Source organism: Jiangella mangrovi (assembly GCF_014204975.1).
GTDB lineage: Bacteria > Actinomycetota > Actinomycetes > Jiangellales > Jiangellaceae > Jiangella > Jiangella mangrovi.
In genome coordinates this window covers 5,094,841-5,110,923 of the sequence record NZ_JACHMM010000001.1, presented here as the reverse complement: position 1 = coordinate 5,110,923, position 16,083 = coordinate 5,094,841, and the positions used below count along the sequence as shown (strand labels likewise).

Sequence of the window (16,083 nt, the reverse complement as noted above, 5' to 3'; positions counted from 1 at the left end):
CAATCATGTTGGAGGCGGCATGACCAGGGGTTTCGAGCTCGGGCTCAACTCGTTCGGCGAGGTGGCGACCGATGAGAACGGCCGCCAGTTGAGCGACGCCGAGACCGTGCGGCGCCGGGTCCGCTTCTACCACCAATACTCCACGCTCGGCGCGCTGTTCGTCGGCTCGCCCGAGACCGTCGCGCGCAAGATCGCCACCGTTGCCCGCGATCTGCACCTGACCCGCTTCGACCTCGAGTACGACATCATGCGGCTGCCTCGCGCGGCCCGCGCCCGCACCATCGAGCTGCTCGGCCGCGAGGTCCTCCCGCGCGTCCGCGACCTGCTCGCCGTACCGCCCGTCCCTCTTTCCTCAGGAGCACTGTGATGACCGACCTCAGCTTCGGCCTCGACACCTTCGGCGACGTGCCGGAGAGCGACGACGGCGGTGGCCTGGTGACGTACGGCGCGGCGATCCGGCAGGTCGTCGACGAGGCCGTCCTGGCCGACTCGCTGGGCGTCGACGCCATCGCCCTTGGCGAGCACCACCGCCCCGAGTACTCCATCTCCACACCCGAGACGGTGCTCGCCGCCATCGCGGCGCGCACGTCGCGGATCCGGCTCGGGTCAGGCGTCACGGTCCTGAGCTCGGACGACCCGGTCCGGGTGTTCCAGCGGTTCGCGACGGTGGACGCCGTCTCCGAGGGCCGCGCCGAGGTGATCCTGGGCCGCGGCTCGTTCACCGAGTCCTTCCCGCTGTTCGGCTACGACCTCGCCGACTACGACACGCTGTTCGAAGAGAAGCTGCAGCTGTTCACGCAGCTCCTCGACGAGAAGCCGGTGACCTGGCAGGGCGCGACGCGGGCCGCGCTGGACAATGCCGACGTGTTTCCGAAGACCGACGGCGGCCGGCTGACGGCGTGGGTCGGCGTCGGCGGCACCCCGCAGTCGGTGGTGCGGACGGCGTACTACGGGCTGCCGCTCATGCTGGCGATCATCGGCGGCGCGCCGGACCGGTTCGCGCCGTACCTCGACCTCTACCGCCGCGCGGCCGGCCAGTTCGGCACCGTCGCGCACCCCGTCGGCATGCACTCGCCCGGCTTCGTCGCCGACACCGACGAGGAGGCGCGCTCCGTCTACTACGAGCGGTACAAGGTCAACCGCGACCGCATCGGCCGCGAGCGCGGCTGGCCGCCGATCACGCCGCGCGAGTTCGAGCACGAGATCGAGCACGGCTCGCTCTACGTCGGCTCGCCCGAGACGGTGGCGCGCAAGATCGCCCGCGCGGTCCAGGCCCTCGGCGTCGGCCGGTTCGACCTCATCTACACGGCCGGCTCGCAGCCCGTCTCGGCCCGGCTGAAGGCGGTCGAGCTCTACGGCTCCAAGGTCGTCCCCATGGTCCGCGAACTGGTCGCCGACGGCGTTGCCGACGGCGTGGGGGTGGGCTCGTGAGCGGGCCGGTCCGCGGGGACGTGCGGACGATCGGGATCCTCGGCGCCGGCAAGGTCGGCACCGTGCTGGCCCGGCTCGCCGTCGCCGCCGGCTACGAGGTGCTGATCGCCGGCTCCGGCGCCGCCGAGAGGATCGCGCTGATCGTCGAGGTCGTCACGCCGGGAGCGGTCGCCGTCTCGGGCGCCGAGGCGGCCGCGCGAGCCGACGCCGTCGTGCTCGCCCTGCCGCTGGGGAAGTACCGGACCGTCCCGGCCGAGGAGCTGCGCGGCAAGCTCGTCATCGACGCGATGAACTACTGGTGGGAGATCGACGGCGTCCGCGACGACCTCACCGACCCGCGCACGTCGTCGAGCGAGACCGTCCAGGCGTTCCTGCCGGAGTCGCGCGTCGTGAAGGCGTTCAACCACATGGGCTACCACGACCTCGAGGACGGCGCCCTTCCGCCGGGTTCGCCCGGCCGCAAGGCGATCGCCGTCGCCGGAGACTCCGCCGCCGACCTGGCCGAGGTGACCGCGATCGTCGACGCGCTCGGCTTCGACCCCGTCGTCGCCGGTCCGCTGGCCGAGGGGATCCGCATGGAGCCGTTCACCGAGCTGTTCGGCGCCAACGTCTCCGCCGACGAGGTGCGCGCCATGCTGGACCGCTTCCCGTCGTCGACCCGCGGACTCGAAGTGGCTTCGGCGCGGTCCTGAGCGGCGGAAACATCGATACGCTGGCGCGATGGAGCGCAAACGGGAGCGCGACGACCTGCCGCCGGACGAGCGCGCGGCGATCCTGAAGGAGCGCATCTACATCACGTTCACGGCGCTCGCCGTCGTGCTGGCGCTGCGGGCCCACGCCGTCTCCGCCGGTGAGGCGGCCCTCTCGCTGTCCGTCGTCGTCATCGGCACCGTCCTCGCCGTCTTCGTCGCCGACGTCGTCTCGCACATCGCCGTCCACGAGACGCTGCCGGAGGGTGGGGAGCTGCGGCACATGTCCCGGGTCAGCATCGGGGCCCTGGGGGCGCTGGTGCTGCCCGGCATCTTCATCGGCCTCGCCGTCGCCGACGTCTGGACGATCGAGGGCGCCCTGCGGGCGTCCAGCATCGCCCTGGTCGCCGCCCTCGCCGCCATCGGCTACGCCGCCGCCCGCCGGGCACGGCTCTCCCCGTGGCAGCGCGTCATCGTCCTGTTCGGCGAGGTCGTGCTCGGTCTGGTGGTCATCGGCCTGGAGCTGCTCGCCCACAATCTCTGAGGGGTCGCCCGGCCACGGCTCCGCACGACCCGGATCGTTTCGGATGTTTCGGATAGACTCGAGGCGAGGGAAGGGGGCAAGGTGGCGAAGAGTGCTCGTGGTCATGCCTCCGCCGGCCGAATCGTCGGGGCGACCGCACGGGCCGGAATCGTGGCCAAGAAGACGCCCGCCAGTCGGTCGGTGGTGGCCAAGGCCGGCAAGAGCGTGGCTGGTAGTCGGCTCGCCGGCAAGCCAGCGCCCCGCTCGGCGCCCGCTGACCGCCCCGATTCCGCGCCGATCTCCGGCACGTCTGTGCGCGATGACGTCGGCAGGTTTCAGGATCCTGAACGGCGCCAGGACCTGCGCAAGACCATCGCAGGCATCCAGCGGCTGCCTGACGTGTCCCATCAGCTCGGGCCAGATGGCCAGGCGGCGGCACAGGCCCTGGACAGCCTTCTGAGTCGAGGAGATGTGTTCATCTCAGCAAGCGGGGGCCCGGACCTGAAGCTGCCCCCCGCGTTCCACGATGCACTGCGCAGGATCGTGGATCTGGCGAGTGACGGCAGGCCCGCGTTCCTGATCTTCGCCTCCGCCGATGATCCGGACGAGCTGGAGATCGAACCGGCTGTTCCCGTTGAGCTCACCAGCCAGCAGGCTGCCGACCTCCTCAACGTCTCGCGACCGCACGTCGTGAAGCTCGCTCGGACCGGCGAGCTGCCGCACCGGATGGTGGGGAACCGGCACCGCTTCGACCTCGAGGATGTTCTCGAGTACGAGCGCCGGCAGCGTGAGGTGCGCGACCGAGCCCTTGCGGCGATCGTGCCGGAAGACGGCTACACCGCCGAGGACTTCTGAGCGTGGTTCACCGAACGGCTCCGGTGCGCCCGATCGCCGTTCTCGACGCGAACGTCCTCATTCCGCCGGGTCTTCGTGACCTGCTCCTGTCGGCGGCCGACGTTGCTGTCTTCCGGCCGGTGTGGCAGTCGCAGATCGAGGACGAGGTGCGCCGCAACGGAGCCTCTCTGCTCGCCAAGCGGCACGGAATCGATGAGGACGAGGCCGCGCGCCGCATCGGCGCCGTGTTGGCGAGGATGAACACCGCGTTCCCCGATGCGTGCGCACCGACCGAGCTGTGGGTGCCGCTGGTGCCGGCCATGATGTGCGCCCAGGAGGATCGGCACGTTCTCGCGGTAGCCGCCGGCGCCGGAGCTACTCACCTCATCACGACGAACACGAGCGACTTCCCGGCCCGATCTCGTCCGCCGGGCGTGAAGGTGGTGACCGCTGACCGCTTCCTCCGGGAACGGCTCGAGGAAGACCCGGCACTCGTGATCGAAGCGATCGAGTCGATGTCCGCACGGCAGACCAGACCCAGGCAGACGCCACTTCAGATCGCCGACGCTCTTGTCGGTGGCCAGTACGTTCAGCGTTTCGGACGCGAACTTCGTCGTCTGCTCGCCTGAGCCGTCCTCACTCCGAGGACGCCGCGCAAAGGCGGGTGCGGCCCGAAGACCGCACCCGCTCGTGTGACGCACGGCATCAGGCCTGCGGGCGAGGGGTGAGGACGGCGGCGATGACGGCCGACACCGCGGCGGCGACGACCGCGACGACGAAGGCGTCGGTGAAGCCGCCCAGGGTGTCGCCGACGATGCTGGCCGCGGCCACGCTGGACGTGACCGCCGCGCCGCCGGCGGCGCCGAACTCGTGGAAGGTGCTGACGATGCCCGACGCGACCCCGGCCTCGTGCGGGGCGACCTGGCCGAGCGCGGTCGCGGAGGCGACCACGAAGATGGCGCCGGTGCCGGCTGCGGCGACGGAGACCCCGGCGACGACGGCGGCCGTGTTCAGCCAGAGGGCGGGCACGGTCATCCCGAGCGCCGCCACGACGAGGCCGGCCACCGCGAGCCGCCGGGCGCCGAACCGGGCCATCGACGTGCCGGTGAGGTGGGCGCCGATCATCGTGGCGAGCGCGACCGGCAGGAACAGCAGGCCGGTGCGCAGCGGGCCGTACGTGTGCGCGTGCTGGAAGTAGAACGTCCCCAGGAAGAAGACCGCGATCATCAGCGCCGTCGCCAGCAGGATGAGGAACGTCCCGGTCGCGACCGGCCGCCGGGCGAGCAGCCGCACGTCCATCAGCGGCGAGCCGGCCCGCCGCTGCCAGGTCACGAACGCCACGTAACCGACCAGCGCCACCACGACGAGCAGCCCCGTCGTCGCCGTCAGCCAGCCGTCGTCGCCGGCCTGGATGAGGGCGTAGATCAGCGTGCCGGTCGAGGCCGTGACCAGCAGCGCGCCCAGGACGTCGAGCCGCGGCCGGGTCCCCGCGCGCGCCGCGGCCGCACCGGACCCGCCGGGCAGCAGCCGAGCCAGCGCCACCGCGATGACCAGGCCGATCGGCACGTTCACGTAGAACACCCACGGCCAGCCGGGTCCCGCCGTCAGCGCGCCGCCGAGCAGCACGCCGAGCGCCGCCCCGCCGCCGCCCAGCGCCGACCATACGCCCAGCGCACGGTTGCGCTCGTCGCCGTCGAACAGGGTGACGACCCAGGAGAGCGCCGACGGCGACAGCAGTGCGGCCCCGACGCCCTGGGCGACGCGCCCGGCGATGAGCAGCTCGGACGAGTCCGCCAGTCCGGTGAACAGCGACGCCGCGGTGAAGACCAGCAGGCCGGCCAGCACGACGCGCTTGGCGCCGACGAGGTCCGCGAGCCGGCCGCCGAGCAGCATCAGCCCGCCGAAGGCGAGCGCGTAGGCACTGACGGTCCAGGTCAGGGCCTCGCGGCTGGCACCGAGGTCGCCCTCGATCTGCGGCAGCGCGATCGCGACCACCGTCACGTCCAGGATCAGCATCAGCTGGGCGACGCCGAGGAAGCCCAGGATGCGCCAGCGCCAGGGGTGCGGCGCCACCGTCGCCTCGTTCATGATCCACTCCTCAACTCGTATGCGTGCGTACGAGTTGAGGAACGAGGACGGCTAACTCGTATATTCCCGTACGAGCTAAACTTTTCTTCATGACGACGACCCGACCGACTCGACCGCGCCGCCGGGCCGACGCCGAGCGCAGCATCGCCCGCATCGTCGCCGCGGCCCGTGAGCTGCTCGGACGCGACCCGGACGCGACCATCGACGAGATCGCCGCGGCCGCCGGCGTCGGGCGCATGACGCTCTACGGGCACTTCCCGAACCGCGCCGAGCTGGTCGAGTCCGCCCTGGTCGACGCCCTGCGCGACGGCGAGGAGGTGCTGTCCGCCGTCGACCTCAGCGGCGACGCCCGCGAGGCGCTGGACCGGCTGCTGGCGTCCAGCTGGTCACTGGTCGCGGAGTCGTCGTCGCTGCTCGCGGCCGCCCAGGAGGTACTGCCGGCCGGGCGCGTGCGAGAGCTGCACGGCGCGCCGGCGACCCGGCTCGAGGACCTGATCCGCCGCGGCCAGGGCGACGGCGTGTTCCGCACCGATCTGCCCATGGCCTGGCTGGTGAGCGCGGTGCACTACCTGCTCAAGGGGGCCGCGGAAGAGGAGCGGGCCGGCCGGCTCGACGCTGTCGACATCGCGCCCGTGGTGACGGCATCCGTGCGGTCGCTGCTGGCCACACCTGCCTGAGAACGGACATCCGGCTGGTCCGTCGTGGGGTTGGGGGAGCCTGGCGACGGGTGGGTGGTCGGCGGGCCGCTGGCGTCCGCGATGTGGGATTTCGGGGTGTTTTCTGGGCCGCCCACCAGGCTTACCCGAGCCTCAACACGCCTGCAATCGTGTTGAGGCTCGGGTAAGCCTCGTGATGTGCGCGATCCTTGATGATCATCGCTGTCCACAGCCCGCCGAACAGAACGAAACGGGCACGGAAAGGCGAGGCGGAGCCCACCTCACCACCCCGGCCAACCTCAGGCATCCGCCAGCACGGCGTCGAGCGTCCGCCGCGCCTCGGCCCGCCACCGCGGCCCGTCGCTGTCGTAGGTGATGAGCGCCTTCCACAGCGCCCAACCGCGCGCCCGCGCCCACATGCCGTCGTCGGCGATGGGGCCCATCGCGGCCCGGAACGCCGAGCGGGCCGGTCCGTCGAGGAACGTCCAGCTCAGGACGAGGTCGCAGGCCGGGTCGCCGACGCCGCAGGTGCCGAAGTCGATGACGGCGCTCAGCCGGCCGTCGTCGTCGACCAGCAGGTTGCCCGGCGCACAGTCGCCGTGGAACCAGGCCGGCGCGCCCGTCCACGTCGACGCCACGGCCGCGTCCCACACCTTCCGGGCGGCGGCGACGTCGACGCGCCCCGCGAGCGAGTCCAGCGCCCGCAGGGTCTCGGCCTCGTACACCGTCACCGGGGCGCCGCGACGGAAGTTGTGCGTGCCCGGCGGCGGCCCGCCGCCGGCGTCGGCCGACCACAGCGCCCGCAGGAAGCCGGCCACGTCGCGCGCGAAAGCGGCGGACCCGCCCACGGCGGCGGCCGCAGCCGTCGTCCCGGGGAGCCAGCGGTTCACCGACCACGACCAGGGATACCCGAGCCCGGGCGCCCCGACGGCGACCGGGGCCGGGATCGGGACCGGCAGGTGCGGGGCCAGCCGCGGCAGCCAGCGCTGCTCCTTGGCGACCTGCTCGCGGTAGTGCGCGGCGCTGGGCAGCCGGACGGCGAGCTCGTCGCCGAGCCGGAAGGTCCGGTTGTCGACCCCCTGGACCTCGACCGGCCGGACCGGCAACCCCGACCAGCGCGGGAACTGCCCGGCGACCAGCCGGGCGACGAGGCCGGCGTCGATGGCCGGCGGCTGCGGATCCGTCATCGCGGTCCACCGTAGAGATCTCGGGCGGTCCGGCCCACTGAATTTCTCCGCGGTGCCTGGGTATGGCTCGCCCATGCGTCTCGGCGTGCTCGACATCGGCTCCAACTCGGCCCAGCTCCAGGTGGTCGAGGCGACCTCCGGCGCGCCCCCGCTGCCGGCCCACGGGGTGAAGATCCCGACGCTGCTGCAGGATGCCATCGACGACGACGGCGGCATCGGCGCCGAGGGGGTCGAGCGGCTGGCCGAGGCCGTGGCCACCGCTGTCCGCGACGCCGCCGACCAGCGCGTGGACTACCTGTACCCGTACGTCACCTCCGTGGTGCGCGACGCCCGGAACCGCGACGAGGTCATCGACCGCATCGAGGCCCTGGCCGGGGTGCGGCCGCAGTTCCTCACCGGCGATCAGGAGGCCCGGCTCACCTACCTGGCCGTGCACCGCTGGTACGGGTGGTCGGCCGGGCGGCTGCTGTTGCTGGACATCGGCGGCGGCTCCATGGAGATCGCGCTGGGCCGCGACGCCGAGCCGGACCTCGCCATCTCGCTGCCGCTCGGCGCCCGCCGGCTCACGCAGCTGCTGCTCCCGGACGATCCGCCCAGCCGCGACCAGCTGCGGGCGCTGCGCCGCTATGTCCGCGACACCGTCGGCGAGGTCGCCGACCGGCTGCGCTGGGAGGGCCAGCCGCGCCGCGTCATCGCCACTTCGAAGACGTTCAAGCAGCTCGCCCGGCTGGCCGGCGCCGCCCGGCAGCGCAAGGGCCCGTTCGTCCGCCGCGAGCTGAGCCGCCGCGACGTCCGCCACTGGCTGCCCCGCCTCGCCGCCATGCCGGCCACCGAGCGCGGCAAGCTCCGCGGCGTCTCGGCCGCCCGGGCCGGCCAGCTGCTCGCGGGCGCCGTCGTCGCCGACACGACCCTGACGGCGCTCAACGTGTCGCGCGCGGAGATCTGCCCGTGGGCGCTGCGCGAGGGCATCATGCTCAGCCACCTCGAGGCGATCACCGGCCACGTGGCCGACGTCCCGCTGCAGCCCGTCCGTCACCTCGACGAACACCGTCCGGCCCCGTCGACGGTGACGCCGCTGCACCCAGCCCGCTGACGCGATGGCGCTCCTTCTACGGCCGGAGCAGCAGAAGGAGCGCCATCAGGCCGGGGGAGCGACGGCGGGAAGCGGGCGGACGGCGGGACCGGCCAGGACGCGGCCGTCGGTGCCGAACCGGGACGCGTGGCAGGGACAGTCCCAGGTCCGTTCCGCGTCGTTGAAGACGACCAGGCAGCCCAGGTGGGTGCAGCGCGCCGACACGCACTGCAGGCCGCCCTCGTCGTCGCGGTAAGCGGCGATCGCGCGGGCGCCGTCGGTGACCACGCGGCCGGCACCCGGCGGCAGTGAGTCGACGCCGCGCCGGGCGACCAGGGCGTCGACGCGGTCGCCGAGGAAGCGGGACGCGACGTAGGCGTTGGCCTTGACGAACTCCGCCGCCGACTGCCGGACGGTGACCCGCTGCGGGTCGAACACCCCGGTCAGCGGGTTCTCGACGCCCGTGACGAGGTCGCGGAGCAGCAGCCCGGCCAGCGTCCCGTTCGTCATGCCCCAGTGGCCGAACCCGGTCGCCACCCAGACGTTCCTGGAGCGCGGGTGGAACCGGCCGATGTACGGGACGGAGTCGACGGTGGTGAGGTCGTGGGCGAGCCAGCGGTAGGCCGGCTGCTCGAGCCCGAGCCGTTCCCGCGCCCACGCCGCCAGTTGGACGTAGTGCCGCGCGACGCTGGTCCGGGCGCCGACGCGGTGCGGCTCGCCGCCGACGATCAGCAGGGTGCGTCCGTCCTCCGCCGGTGTGGTGCGGACGGAGTGCCGGTCCTCGCTGCTGATGTACATCCCCGCCGGCAGGCCGGCGCCGTCGTCCGTGTACCCCGCGACCACCAGGTCACGCCGCGGCTCCAGCCGGGCGAAGAAGAGGCCGCGGTCGAAGACCGGGTAATGGGTGGCGACGACGACGTGCCGGGCGCGGATCTCGCCCGCGGTGGTCGTCACGACGCACGGGTCGCCTTCGGTCAGCCCGACGGCCCGGGTCCCGGTGACGACGGTGCCACCGTCACCCGGGATCCGGGTCGCCAGCTCGAGCAGCCACCGGCGCGGATGGAACTGTGCCTGGCCGGTGAACCGGACGGCGCCGGCCACCTCGAACGGAAGCCCTGTCTCGGTCGTGAACGAAGCGGGCAGCCCGGCGGCCGCGGCCGCCTCGGCCTCGCGGTGCAGGTCGTCCACCGACGACGATCGCTCGGCGAACACGTAGGAGTCACGACGCGACCAGTCCGCCTCGCCGCCGACGGCGGCCGCCTCGGTCTCGATCCAGTCGATCGCGAGCTGCTGGCCGGCGCCGTACGCGCGGGCCGTATCGGCGCCGAATCCGCTGGTCAGCGACGCGTAGATGGCACCGTGCTGGCTGCTGACCTTCGCCGTCGTGTGGCCGGTGACGCCGGCCGCCAGCCGGTCGCCGGCCTCGATCAGCGTCACGGTCAGCCCTGCCTGCTTCAGCAGATACGCCGTCGTGATGCCCGCGATCCCCGCCCCGAGCACCACGACGTCCGCGTCGGGCAGTGGCGACGGCGGCGGTGCGAGCGGTGGGTCACCGGTGCTGTCCAGCCAGTACGACATGCCGACCCCATACCCGGGCGTCGCCGGGACACACCGCCGTCAGGCATCGGGCCCGGGCACCAGGGGGATCGTCAGGACGAACGTCCCGGACGGCTGGTCGGAGGTGCCGGGCTCGTAGACGACGTCGCCGTCGTGGGCGCGGGCGAGCGCGCGGGCGATGTAGAGCCCGAGACCGGTGCCGCGGGCGCCGTCGCCGGTGCTGAACCGCTCGAACAGTCGCTCGCGGACCTCGGCCGGCACGCCCAGGCCGGCGTCGGTGACCTCGACCCGGGCGACGCCGCCACCGACGCCGATGCCGACCTCGACCGGCGGCGCGCCGTGGTGCGCGGCGTTGGCGATGAGGTTCTCGACCGCCTGCACCAGACGCCCGGGGTCGGCGAGCACCTCGACGTCGGGGTCGAGGTGCGCGGCGATGACGGCGCCCGGACGGGTCGAGCGGACGGTCTCGATGGCCGTCGCCACCAGCACCGCCAGCGAGGTGGGGGCCGGGCGCAGCTGCAGGGCGTCGGCGTCGAGCCGCGACGTGGTGAGCAGGTCGGTGACCAGGCGCTGCAGCCGGATGGCGCTGCTGGACATGCTGTGCAGCAGCCGGTCGCGGTCGGCGCTGCTGAGCTCGGCCCAGTGCCGGCTGAGGGTGTCGGCCGTGCCGCTGAGGACCGACGCGGGGGTGCGCAGCTCGTGCACGGTGACGGCGAGGAACTGCTTCTGCTCGTCGGCGGCCCGCTGGAGCTGCTCGTTGGCGTCGGCGAGGGCGGCCGCCGAGGCGTCGCGCTCTTCCATGGTGCGGCGGGCCTCGGTCATGTCGCGGGTGACCTTCGCGAACCCGATGTGCTCGCCCATCTCGTTGAACACGGCCGTGATCAGCACGTTCGCCCAGAACGTGGTGCCGTCCTTGCGGATCCGCCAGCCCTCTTCGCCGTACGAGCCCGTGCGCAGCGCCTGCTGGAGCTCGTACTCGGGGTGCTCCTCGTCGCGCTTGTCCTGCGGGTAGAAGATGCGGAAGTGCTGGCCGATGATCTCCGTGGCCGAGTAGCCCTTGATGCGCTCGGCGCCGGCGTTCCAGCTGGTGACGTGGCCGAACGGGTCGAGCATGAAGATCGCGTAGTCGCGGACGGCGTCGACCAGCAGCCGGAACCGCTCTTCGCTGCGGCGCAGCTCCTCTTCGGCGGCGCGCTGCTGGGTGATGTCCTGTACCTGCAGGAAGACGTAGAGCGCCTGGCCGCGGGAGTCGCGGACAGGCGCCAGGGTGGCCAGCACCTTCCGGTGCTCGGCGGTGCCGCTGACGTCGTGCTCGAGGTGGACGACGTCGGCGGACATGCGGGTGATGTCGAACAGCGCGGCGTCGAGGAGGTCGCCGCGGCCACTGGTCAGCCGGCCGTAGTCGAGGCCGACCAGCTCGTGCGGCTTGCAGCCCATGAGGTCGCTGAGCGCGCGGTTGGCGCGCACGATGCTGCCGGTCAGCGTCATGGTCGCCATGCCGATGGCGGCCTGCTCGAACACCTCGCGGAACCGCTCGAGGTGCTCGTCGAGGACGCGCTGGTCGTGGCCGGGAGTGGGCGGGCGGGCGGACGGGTCGGCCGACGGGTCCGGGACGACGGTCATGCGGGCCGGCCGGTCGCGCGGGCCGGGCACGACGTGGCGCTCGGGGAGCCGGGCCAGCAGCTCGCCGGCGAGGCGGTCGATGGGCAGCGACTTCTCGATGAAGCCGGCGGCGCCCAGCTCTTCGGCGCTCTGGGCCAGCCCGCCCTCCTCGAACCCGCTGTAGACCACCACTTGGGTCGAGGGCGAGACGGCGAGGATGCCGGGCAGCGCCTCGAGGCCGTCCATGACCGGCATCGAGAGGTCGAGGAGCAGCAGCGACGGCTGGTGCTGGAACGCCAGGCCGACCGCCTCGGTGCCGTCGCCGCCCTCGCCCACGACCTCGAGGAGGCCCGACAGCCGAAGCCGGGCCGTGACCACGGCCCGAACCTCGGTGGAATCGTCGATGACGACGATGGTCGGCAGCTCCTGCGGCATCCTCTGAGTATGCCCGTTCGTTCCCATCGCTCACGGGGCCATTCGGGTGAGTTTGCGCCGTGGCGCGTCAGCGCAGGTCGCGGAAGAATTCGCGCACGTCGGCGAGCAGCAGCTCCGGCTCCTCGAGCGCCGCGAAATGGCCGCCGCGGTCGACGTCGTTCCAGCGCGTGATCCGGTTCTCCGTCTCGGCGTACCGGCGGATGGCGACGTCGTGCGCGAAGACCAGTGCCGCCGTCGGCACCCCGGAGATCTCCTTCGTGACGCCCCAAGCCGGCGCCTGCGCGTACCCGGCGTAGGCCGCCGACCCTCCGGTGCCGGTCAGCCAGTAGAGCATGACGTTGGTGAGCAGGCGGTCCCGGTCGACGACGGTGAGCGGGTCGGCCTCGCGGGGGTGGGTCCACTCGCGGAACTTGTCCATGATCCAGGCCAGCTGCGCGACGGGGGAGTCGACGAGCCCGTACGCGAGGGTCTGCGGCCGGGTCGACTGGATGGCGATGTAGCCGAACTCCTCCTGCATGAACGCCTCGATCCGGGCGACACGGTCCTTCTCCAGATCGGTCAGGGTGGCGCGCTCGTCGTCGGGCATCGGGAACGGCGCGATCGGGCCGGGTCCGCCGTTGGTGTGCACGCCGACGACGCGGTCGGGCGCCACCCGGGCGACGGCGGGCGAGACCGTGCCGCCCATGTCGCCGCCCTGCGTGCCGTAGCGCTCGTAGCCGAGCCGGCTCATCAGCTCGGCCCAGGCGGCGCCGATGCGCTCCATGGTCCAGCCGGGCTCGTTCAGCGGGCCGGACAGCCCGTACCCGGGCAGCGAGGGGATGACGACGTGGAAGGCGTCGGCCGCGTCGCCGCCGTGCGCGACGGGGTCGGTCAGCGGGCCGATGAGGTCGAGGAACTCGACGATCGAGCCCGGCCAGCCGTGGGTGAGGACCAGCGGCAGCGCGTCGTCGTGGGGCGACCGGACGTGCAGGAAGTGGATGGTCTGACCGTCGATCTCGGTCGTGAACTGCGGGTACGAGTTCAGCTCACGCTCCGCGACGCGCCAGTCGTACTCGTGGCGCCAGTACCGCGCCAGGTCGCGTAGCCAGCCGGTCGGCACGCCGGTGTCCCAGCCGTCGCCCGGCAGCGGCGCCGGCCAGCGGGTGGCGTCGAGGCGGGCGTGCAGGTCGGCGAGCTCCGCGTCGGTGATCTCGAGGCGGAACGGGGTGATGGTCGTGTCGCTCGTTGTCGTCATACCTGCACGCTACGGGCCGGTTAGGACAGCTATGGCCCTAGCCGCGTGCGAGAATTCCGAGCATGAAGGAGACGTCCGCGCGCCTGCTCCGGCTGCTGGCGCTGCTGCAGTCCGCCCCCGACCGCAGCGGCGCCGACCTGGCCGAACGCCTCGGCGTCGACGCGCGCACCGTCCGCCGCGACGTCGAGAAGCTCCGGTCGCTCGGCTACCCGGTCGAGGCGACGGCGGGCCTGGCCGGCTACCGCCTGGGCTCCGGCGCCCAGCTGCCGCCGTTGCTCCTCGACGACGACGAGGCGGTCGCCGTCGCCGTCGGGCTGCGCACGGCCGCCGGTGGCACCGTCGCCGGCATCGAGGAGAGCTCGCTGCGGGCGCTCACCAAACTGGAGCGGATGCTGCCGTCGCGGCTGCGGCACCGGGTCGGCACGCTGCACGCCGTCACCGTGCCGCTGCCCGCCGGGGCCACGCCGGTCGACCCCGACGTGCTGACGGCGGTGGCCGCGGCCTGCCGGGCGCACGAGCAGCTCCGCTTCGACTACGTGGCGGCCGACGGTGCGTCCGCGGTGCGGCGGACGGAGCCGCACCGGCTGTTGCACACCGGCCGGCGCTGGTACCTGGTGGCGTGGGACCTCGACCGGGCCGACTGGCGGACGTTCCGGGTCGACCGGCTGCGGCCGCGGATCCCGACCGGGCCTCGCTTCACGCCGCGCTCACCACCTGATGTGGAGGTGAGCGCGGCGGGGATCGCTGCGGGGGGTTATCGGTACGTGGCGCGCATCGTGTTGCACGTGCCGCTTGCCGTGGCCGCCGACAGGGTGGCGCCGTCCGTCGGGACGCTGTCGGCGGAGGGTGGTGACGGCGACAGCTGCGTCCTGGTCGCGGGGTCCAACTCGCTGGACGAGATCGCGGTGTGGGTCGCGCTGTTCGGCTTCGAGTTCGAGGTGCTCGAGCCGCCGGAGCTGGTGTCGCGGGTGGCCGAGTTGGCCGGGCTGCTCTCTCGTGCCGCTGGTCGGTCCTGAGGTTCTGCGGTGGGGTCCTGACGTGGGTCGGGCCCTGCTGTTCTTCATTGTCGAGGGCGCGGCGACGCGCCTCAAGTCTGCGCGCGCCGTGGTGGGGTCGCCGCTGTGGTGGGGGCGCTGGACTTGACCCGCGCCGCCGCGCCCTCGCCTTTCACAGCACCAGGGCCCCCTCCCGGAATGGACCCGGCCCTCAGACCCGCTGGTGTTCTGTTCCGCTGGCCGCTGACGGTTGCGCTGTGGTGTTCGGCCATTGGTCTCGCTGTGGTCCAGTTCCGCCGGCCGCTCACTGTTGATCATGGAGAAGAGCGGCTTCCGAGGCCCGTTTAAGGCGCCCTTCTCCATGATCAACAAGGATCGACCACGTCATGGTGGGGTCGATCCTTGATGATCATGGGCGCGGGCGCTCGTCGTCGAGGTCGGCCTCGAGGTCGGCGATCATCGAGTCGAGCCAGGCGCCGAGGGCCTGTGGGCGCTCGGCGGGCGGGATGCCCTCGCGGCGGACGTGCTCGGCGAACTCGGTGGCCAGGCCGATGGCGTCGAGGTCGAGGTTGTGGCCGTCCCAGTCGGGCTCGGACGGATCCACTTGTTGCGACGTCGGCATGCGGTCCCCGTTCTCCGCGGCGCCCGGCGGAATTTTCCTGGACGTTACGCCGCGATACCCACAAACCGTAATGCACACACGTCACACTGGTCGCGGCCAAGATTGCCGAACGGCTCGGCAAAGATCGACGAAACGGCAGCGCGGGCAGCGTGGCCGGACGACGATGGTTCCGAGCGCGACATTCACCGGCCGAATCCGCATGCCCGCATCCGGGATGGGTATGTGCGCGTGGGGTGTTGTGTCGGTGATGAAGGGGTGGGGCCGAATGGCTGCAGGGGACATTCACACGGTGCCGCGCGGTGATCGCTGGGCGAACGTCTTCGAGGACGGCGAGCGACTGATCGTCAGCGCCGGCACCAAGGAGACGGCGGCGCGCATGGGTCGCGAGCTGGCCCGGCTGCGCGGCGTCCGCCACGTCATCCACGAGCGCGACGACCTCTCCGACCGCCCCGCACGCAGCCGCGACCTCGTCCACGGCTGAGCGCCCTTCAGGTCCTGGCCTCGTCGGGGTGCAGGGCGCCGAGGACCAGCGCGAGGCCGTACTCGAACTCGGCCGCCTGGTCGAAGTCCGGCCGCCCGGCGTACGCGACAGTGACCTCGGCGAGGTGCGGGTACTCGGCGGCCGGCAGGTCGCGCAGCAGCTGACCGGCGATCTGGTCGAGCTCGGCGGCGCCGGTGTACGGCAGGCTCAGCTCCTGCAGCACGAACCCGTAGACGTAGCTGTCGATCAGTGAGATGGCGCGCGCCGCCAGCACGGGGGAGAAGCCGCCGGCCCGCAGTGCGCCCAGGACGGCGTCGTGGTGGCGCAGCGTCGACGGGCCCGGCGTGCTGCGGGAGTCCATGAGGCCGACGGCCCAGGGGTGCCGCCGCAGAGCGGCCCGTGCCGAACCGGCCCGCGAGCGCATCGCCGCCGCCCAGTCGCCCCCCGCGCCCGGCGACGCAACCGGCAGGTCGATCTCGGCGAAGACCGCGTCGACCATGCCGTCGAGGATGTCCTCGCGCCCGGCGACGTGGTTGTAGAGCGACATCGCCTCGACGCCCAGCTGCCCGGCCACGGCGCGCATGGTGACCCCGGCCGCGCCCTTCTGGTCGGCCACCGCGACGGCGGCCGTGACCACCCGCTCCCGGTTCAGCGGGATGCGCTCCCTCATGGTGAGA

The 16,083-nt window shown here is 72.7% G+C and carries 17 protein-coding genes; 10 read left to right on the top strand and 7 right to left on the bottom strand.

What is annotated here, in order from left to right; all coding sequences use genetic code 11:
* The first annotated feature begins 19 nt into the window (after positions 1 to 19).
* From HD601_RS23660 to HD601_RS23635, 6 genes are all read left to right on the top strand, one after another.
* Positions 20 to 367, top strand: a complete 348-nt coding sequence (locus HD601_RS23660; RefSeq protein WP_184826045.1) for a hypothetical protein — start codon at positions 20 to 22, stop codon at positions 365 to 367.
* Complete coding sequence (locus tag HD601_RS23655) at positions 367 to 1,431, top strand: LLM class flavin-dependent oxidoreductase (protein WP_184826043.1); 1,065 nt, start codon at positions 367 to 369, stop codon at positions 1,429 to 1,431. Before HD601_RS23660 ends, HD601_RS23655 begins: the two co-directional genes overlap by 1 nt.
* Positions 1,428 to 2,123: an NAD(P)-binding domain-containing protein gene (locus HD601_RS23650; RefSeq protein ID WP_221441246.1), complete on the top strand. Its 696-nt coding sequence runs from the start codon at positions 1,428 to 1,430 to the stop codon at positions 2,121 to 2,123. Before HD601_RS23655 ends, HD601_RS23650 begins: the two co-directional genes overlap by 4 nt.
* A 28-nt stretch (positions 2,124 to 2,151) precedes the next feature.
* Positions 2,152 to 2,664, top strand: a complete 513-nt coding sequence (locus HD601_RS23645) for a hypothetical protein (protein WP_184826041.1) — start codon at positions 2,152 to 2,154, stop codon at positions 2,662 to 2,664.
* Positions 2,665 to 2,814: 150 nt separating this feature from the next.
* Complete coding sequence (locus tag HD601_RS35990) at positions 2,815 to 3,498, top strand: helix-turn-helix domain-containing protein (protein WP_221441245.1); 684 nt, start codon at positions 2,815 to 2,817, stop codon at positions 3,496 to 3,498.
* 2 nt (positions 3,499 to 3,500) lie between these two features.
* Complete coding sequence (locus tag HD601_RS23635) at positions 3,501 to 4,106, top strand: VapC50 family PIN domain-containing toxin (RefSeq protein ID WP_184826039.1); 606 nt, start codon at positions 3,501 to 3,503, stop codon at positions 4,104 to 4,106.
* A 76-nt stretch (positions 4,107 to 4,182) separates the two neighbouring features.
* Here the strand turns inward: HD601_RS23635 and HD601_RS23630 are convergent, their stop codons facing one another.
* Positions 4,183 to 5,565, bottom strand: coding sequence for an MFS transporter (locus HD601_RS23630; RefSeq protein ID WP_184826037.1), 1,383 nt, complete (start codon positions 5,563 to 5,565; stop codon positions 4,183 to 4,185).
* Positions 5,566 to 5,654: 89 nt separating this feature from the next.
* On the opposite strand from HD601_RS23630, the gene HD601_RS23625 reads away from it, so the two are divergent.
* Positions 5,655 to 6,242, top strand: a complete 588-nt coding sequence (locus HD601_RS23625; protein ID WP_184826035.1) for a TetR/AcrR family transcriptional regulator — start codon at positions 5,655 to 5,657, stop codon at positions 6,240 to 6,242.
* A 278-nt stretch (positions 6,243 to 6,520) separates the two neighbouring features.
* Here HD601_RS23625 and HD601_RS23620 read toward each other — a convergent pair whose 3' ends face one another.
* Positions 6,521 to 7,408 carry an aminoglycoside phosphotransferase family protein gene (locus tag HD601_RS23620; RefSeq protein WP_184826033.1) on the bottom strand — a complete coding sequence of 296 codons (888 nt, stop codon included), beginning with the start codon at positions 7,406 to 7,408 and terminating at the stop codon, positions 6,521 to 6,523.
* Positions 7,409 to 7,481: 73 nt separating this feature from the next.
* Between HD601_RS23620 and HD601_RS23615 the strand changes: the two genes are divergently transcribed.
* A complete protein-coding gene (locus HD601_RS23615) occupies positions 7,482 to 8,501 on the top strand; it encodes a Ppx/GppA family phosphatase (protein WP_184826031.1) in 1,020 nt (339 codons plus the stop codon).
* Between the two features lie 45 nt (positions 8,502 to 8,546).
* Here the strand turns inward: HD601_RS23615 and HD601_RS23610 are convergent, their stop codons facing one another.
* From HD601_RS23610 to HD601_RS23600, 3 genes are all read right to left on the bottom strand, one after another.
* Positions 8,547 to 10,058 (bottom strand): FAD-dependent oxidoreductase, encoded by a 1,512-nt coding sequence (locus HD601_RS23610; protein WP_184826029.1) that lies wholly within the window; start codon positions 10,056 to 10,058, stop codon positions 8,547 to 8,549.
* A 39-nt stretch (positions 10,059 to 10,097) separates the two neighbouring features.
* On the bottom strand, positions 10,098 to 12,074 hold the full coding sequence (locus tag HD601_RS23605; protein WP_221441244.1) for a PAS domain S-box protein: 1,977 nt from the start codon (positions 12,072 to 12,074) through the stop codon (positions 10,098 to 10,100).
* Positions 12,075 to 12,141: 67 nt separating this feature from the next.
* A complete protein-coding gene (locus HD601_RS23600) occupies positions 12,142 to 13,308 on the bottom strand; it encodes an epoxide hydrolase family protein (protein ID WP_184826024.1) in 1,167 nt (388 codons plus the stop codon).
* A 62-nt stretch (positions 13,309 to 13,370) separates the two neighbouring features.
* Between HD601_RS23600 and HD601_RS23595 the strand changes: the two genes are divergently transcribed.
* Entirely contained in the window at positions 13,371 to 14,324 is a 954-nt protein-coding gene (locus tag HD601_RS23595) for a helix-turn-helix transcriptional regulator (protein WP_184826022.1), read from the top strand.
* A gap of 388 nt (positions 14,325 to 14,712) precedes the next feature.
* Here HD601_RS23595 and HD601_RS23590 read toward each other — a convergent pair whose 3' ends face one another.
* On the bottom strand, positions 14,713 to 14,925 hold the full coding sequence (locus HD601_RS23590; protein WP_184826020.1) for a hypothetical protein: 213 nt from the start codon (positions 14,923 to 14,925) through the stop codon (positions 14,713 to 14,715).
* 289 nt (positions 14,926 to 15,214) lie between these two features.
* Here HD601_RS23590 and HD601_RS23585 point away from each other — a divergent pair, with 289 nt between their 5' ends.
* On the top strand, positions 15,215 to 15,406 hold the full coding sequence (locus tag HD601_RS23585; RefSeq protein ID WP_221441243.1) for a DUF2188 domain-containing protein: 192 nt from the start codon (positions 15,215 to 15,217) through the stop codon (positions 15,404 to 15,406).
* Between the two features lie 7 nt (positions 15,407 to 15,413).
* On the opposite strand, the gene HD601_RS23580 is transcribed toward HD601_RS23585, so the two are convergent.
* Entirely contained in the window at positions 15,414 to 16,076 is a 663-nt protein-coding gene (locus HD601_RS23580) for a TetR/AcrR family transcriptional regulator C-terminal domain-containing protein (protein WP_184826016.1), read from the bottom strand.
* Positions 16,077 to 16,083 lie beyond the last annotated feature (7 nt).

What these genes read in the sequence shown, in the direction of transcription:
- HD601_RS23660 (WP_184826045.1), top strand. Translation starts at nt 20, where the DNA reads ATGACCAGGGGTTTCGAGCTCGGGCTCAACTCGTTCGGCGAGGTGGCG.
- HD601_RS23655 (WP_184826043.1), top strand. Translation starts at nt 367, where the DNA reads ATGACCGACCTCAGCTTCGGCCTCGACACCTTCGGCGACGTGCCGGAG.
- HD601_RS23645 (WP_184826041.1), top strand. Translation starts at nt 2,152, where the DNA reads ATGGAGCGCAAACGGGAGCGCGACGACCTGCCGCCGGACGAGCGCGCG.
- HD601_RS23630 (WP_184826037.1), bottom strand. Translation starts at nt 5,565, where the DNA reads ATGAACGAGGCGACGGTGGCGCCGCACCCCTGGCGCTGGCGCATCCTG.
- HD601_RS23625 (WP_184826035.1), top strand. Translation starts at nt 5,655, where the DNA reads ATGACGACGACCCGACCGACTCGACCGCGCCGCCGGGCCGACGCCGAG.
- HD601_RS23620 (WP_184826033.1), bottom strand. Translation starts at nt 7,408, where the DNA reads ATGACGGATCCGCAGCCGCCGGCCATCGACGCCGGCCTCGTCGCCCGG.
- HD601_RS23615 (WP_184826031.1), top strand. Translation starts at nt 7,482, where the DNA reads ATGCGTCTCGGCGTGCTCGACATCGGCTCCAACTCGGCCCAGCTCCAG.
- HD601_RS23610 (WP_184826029.1), bottom strand. Translation starts at nt 10,058, where the DNA reads ATGTCGTACTGGCTGGACAGCACCGGTGACCCACCGCTCGCACCGCCG.
- HD601_RS23605 (WP_221441244.1), bottom strand. Translation starts at nt 12,074, where the DNA reads ATGCCGCAGGAGCTGCCGACCATCGTCGTCATCGACGATTCCACCGAG.
- HD601_RS23600 (WP_184826024.1), bottom strand. Translation starts at nt 13,308, where the DNA reads ATGACGACAACGAGCGACACGACCATCACCCCGTTCCGCCTCGAGATC.
- HD601_RS23595 (WP_184826022.1), top strand. Translation starts at nt 13,371, where the DNA reads ATGAAGGAGACGTCCGCGCGCCTGCTCCGGCTGCTGGCGCTGCTGCAG.
- HD601_RS23590 (WP_184826020.1), bottom strand. Translation starts at nt 14,925, where the DNA reads ATGCCGACGTCGCAACAAGTGGATCCGTCCGAGCCCGACTGGGACGGC.
- HD601_RS23580 (WP_184826016.1), bottom strand. Translation starts at nt 16,076, where the DNA reads ATGAGGGAGCGCATCCCGCTGAACCGGGAGCGGGTGGTCACGGCCGCC.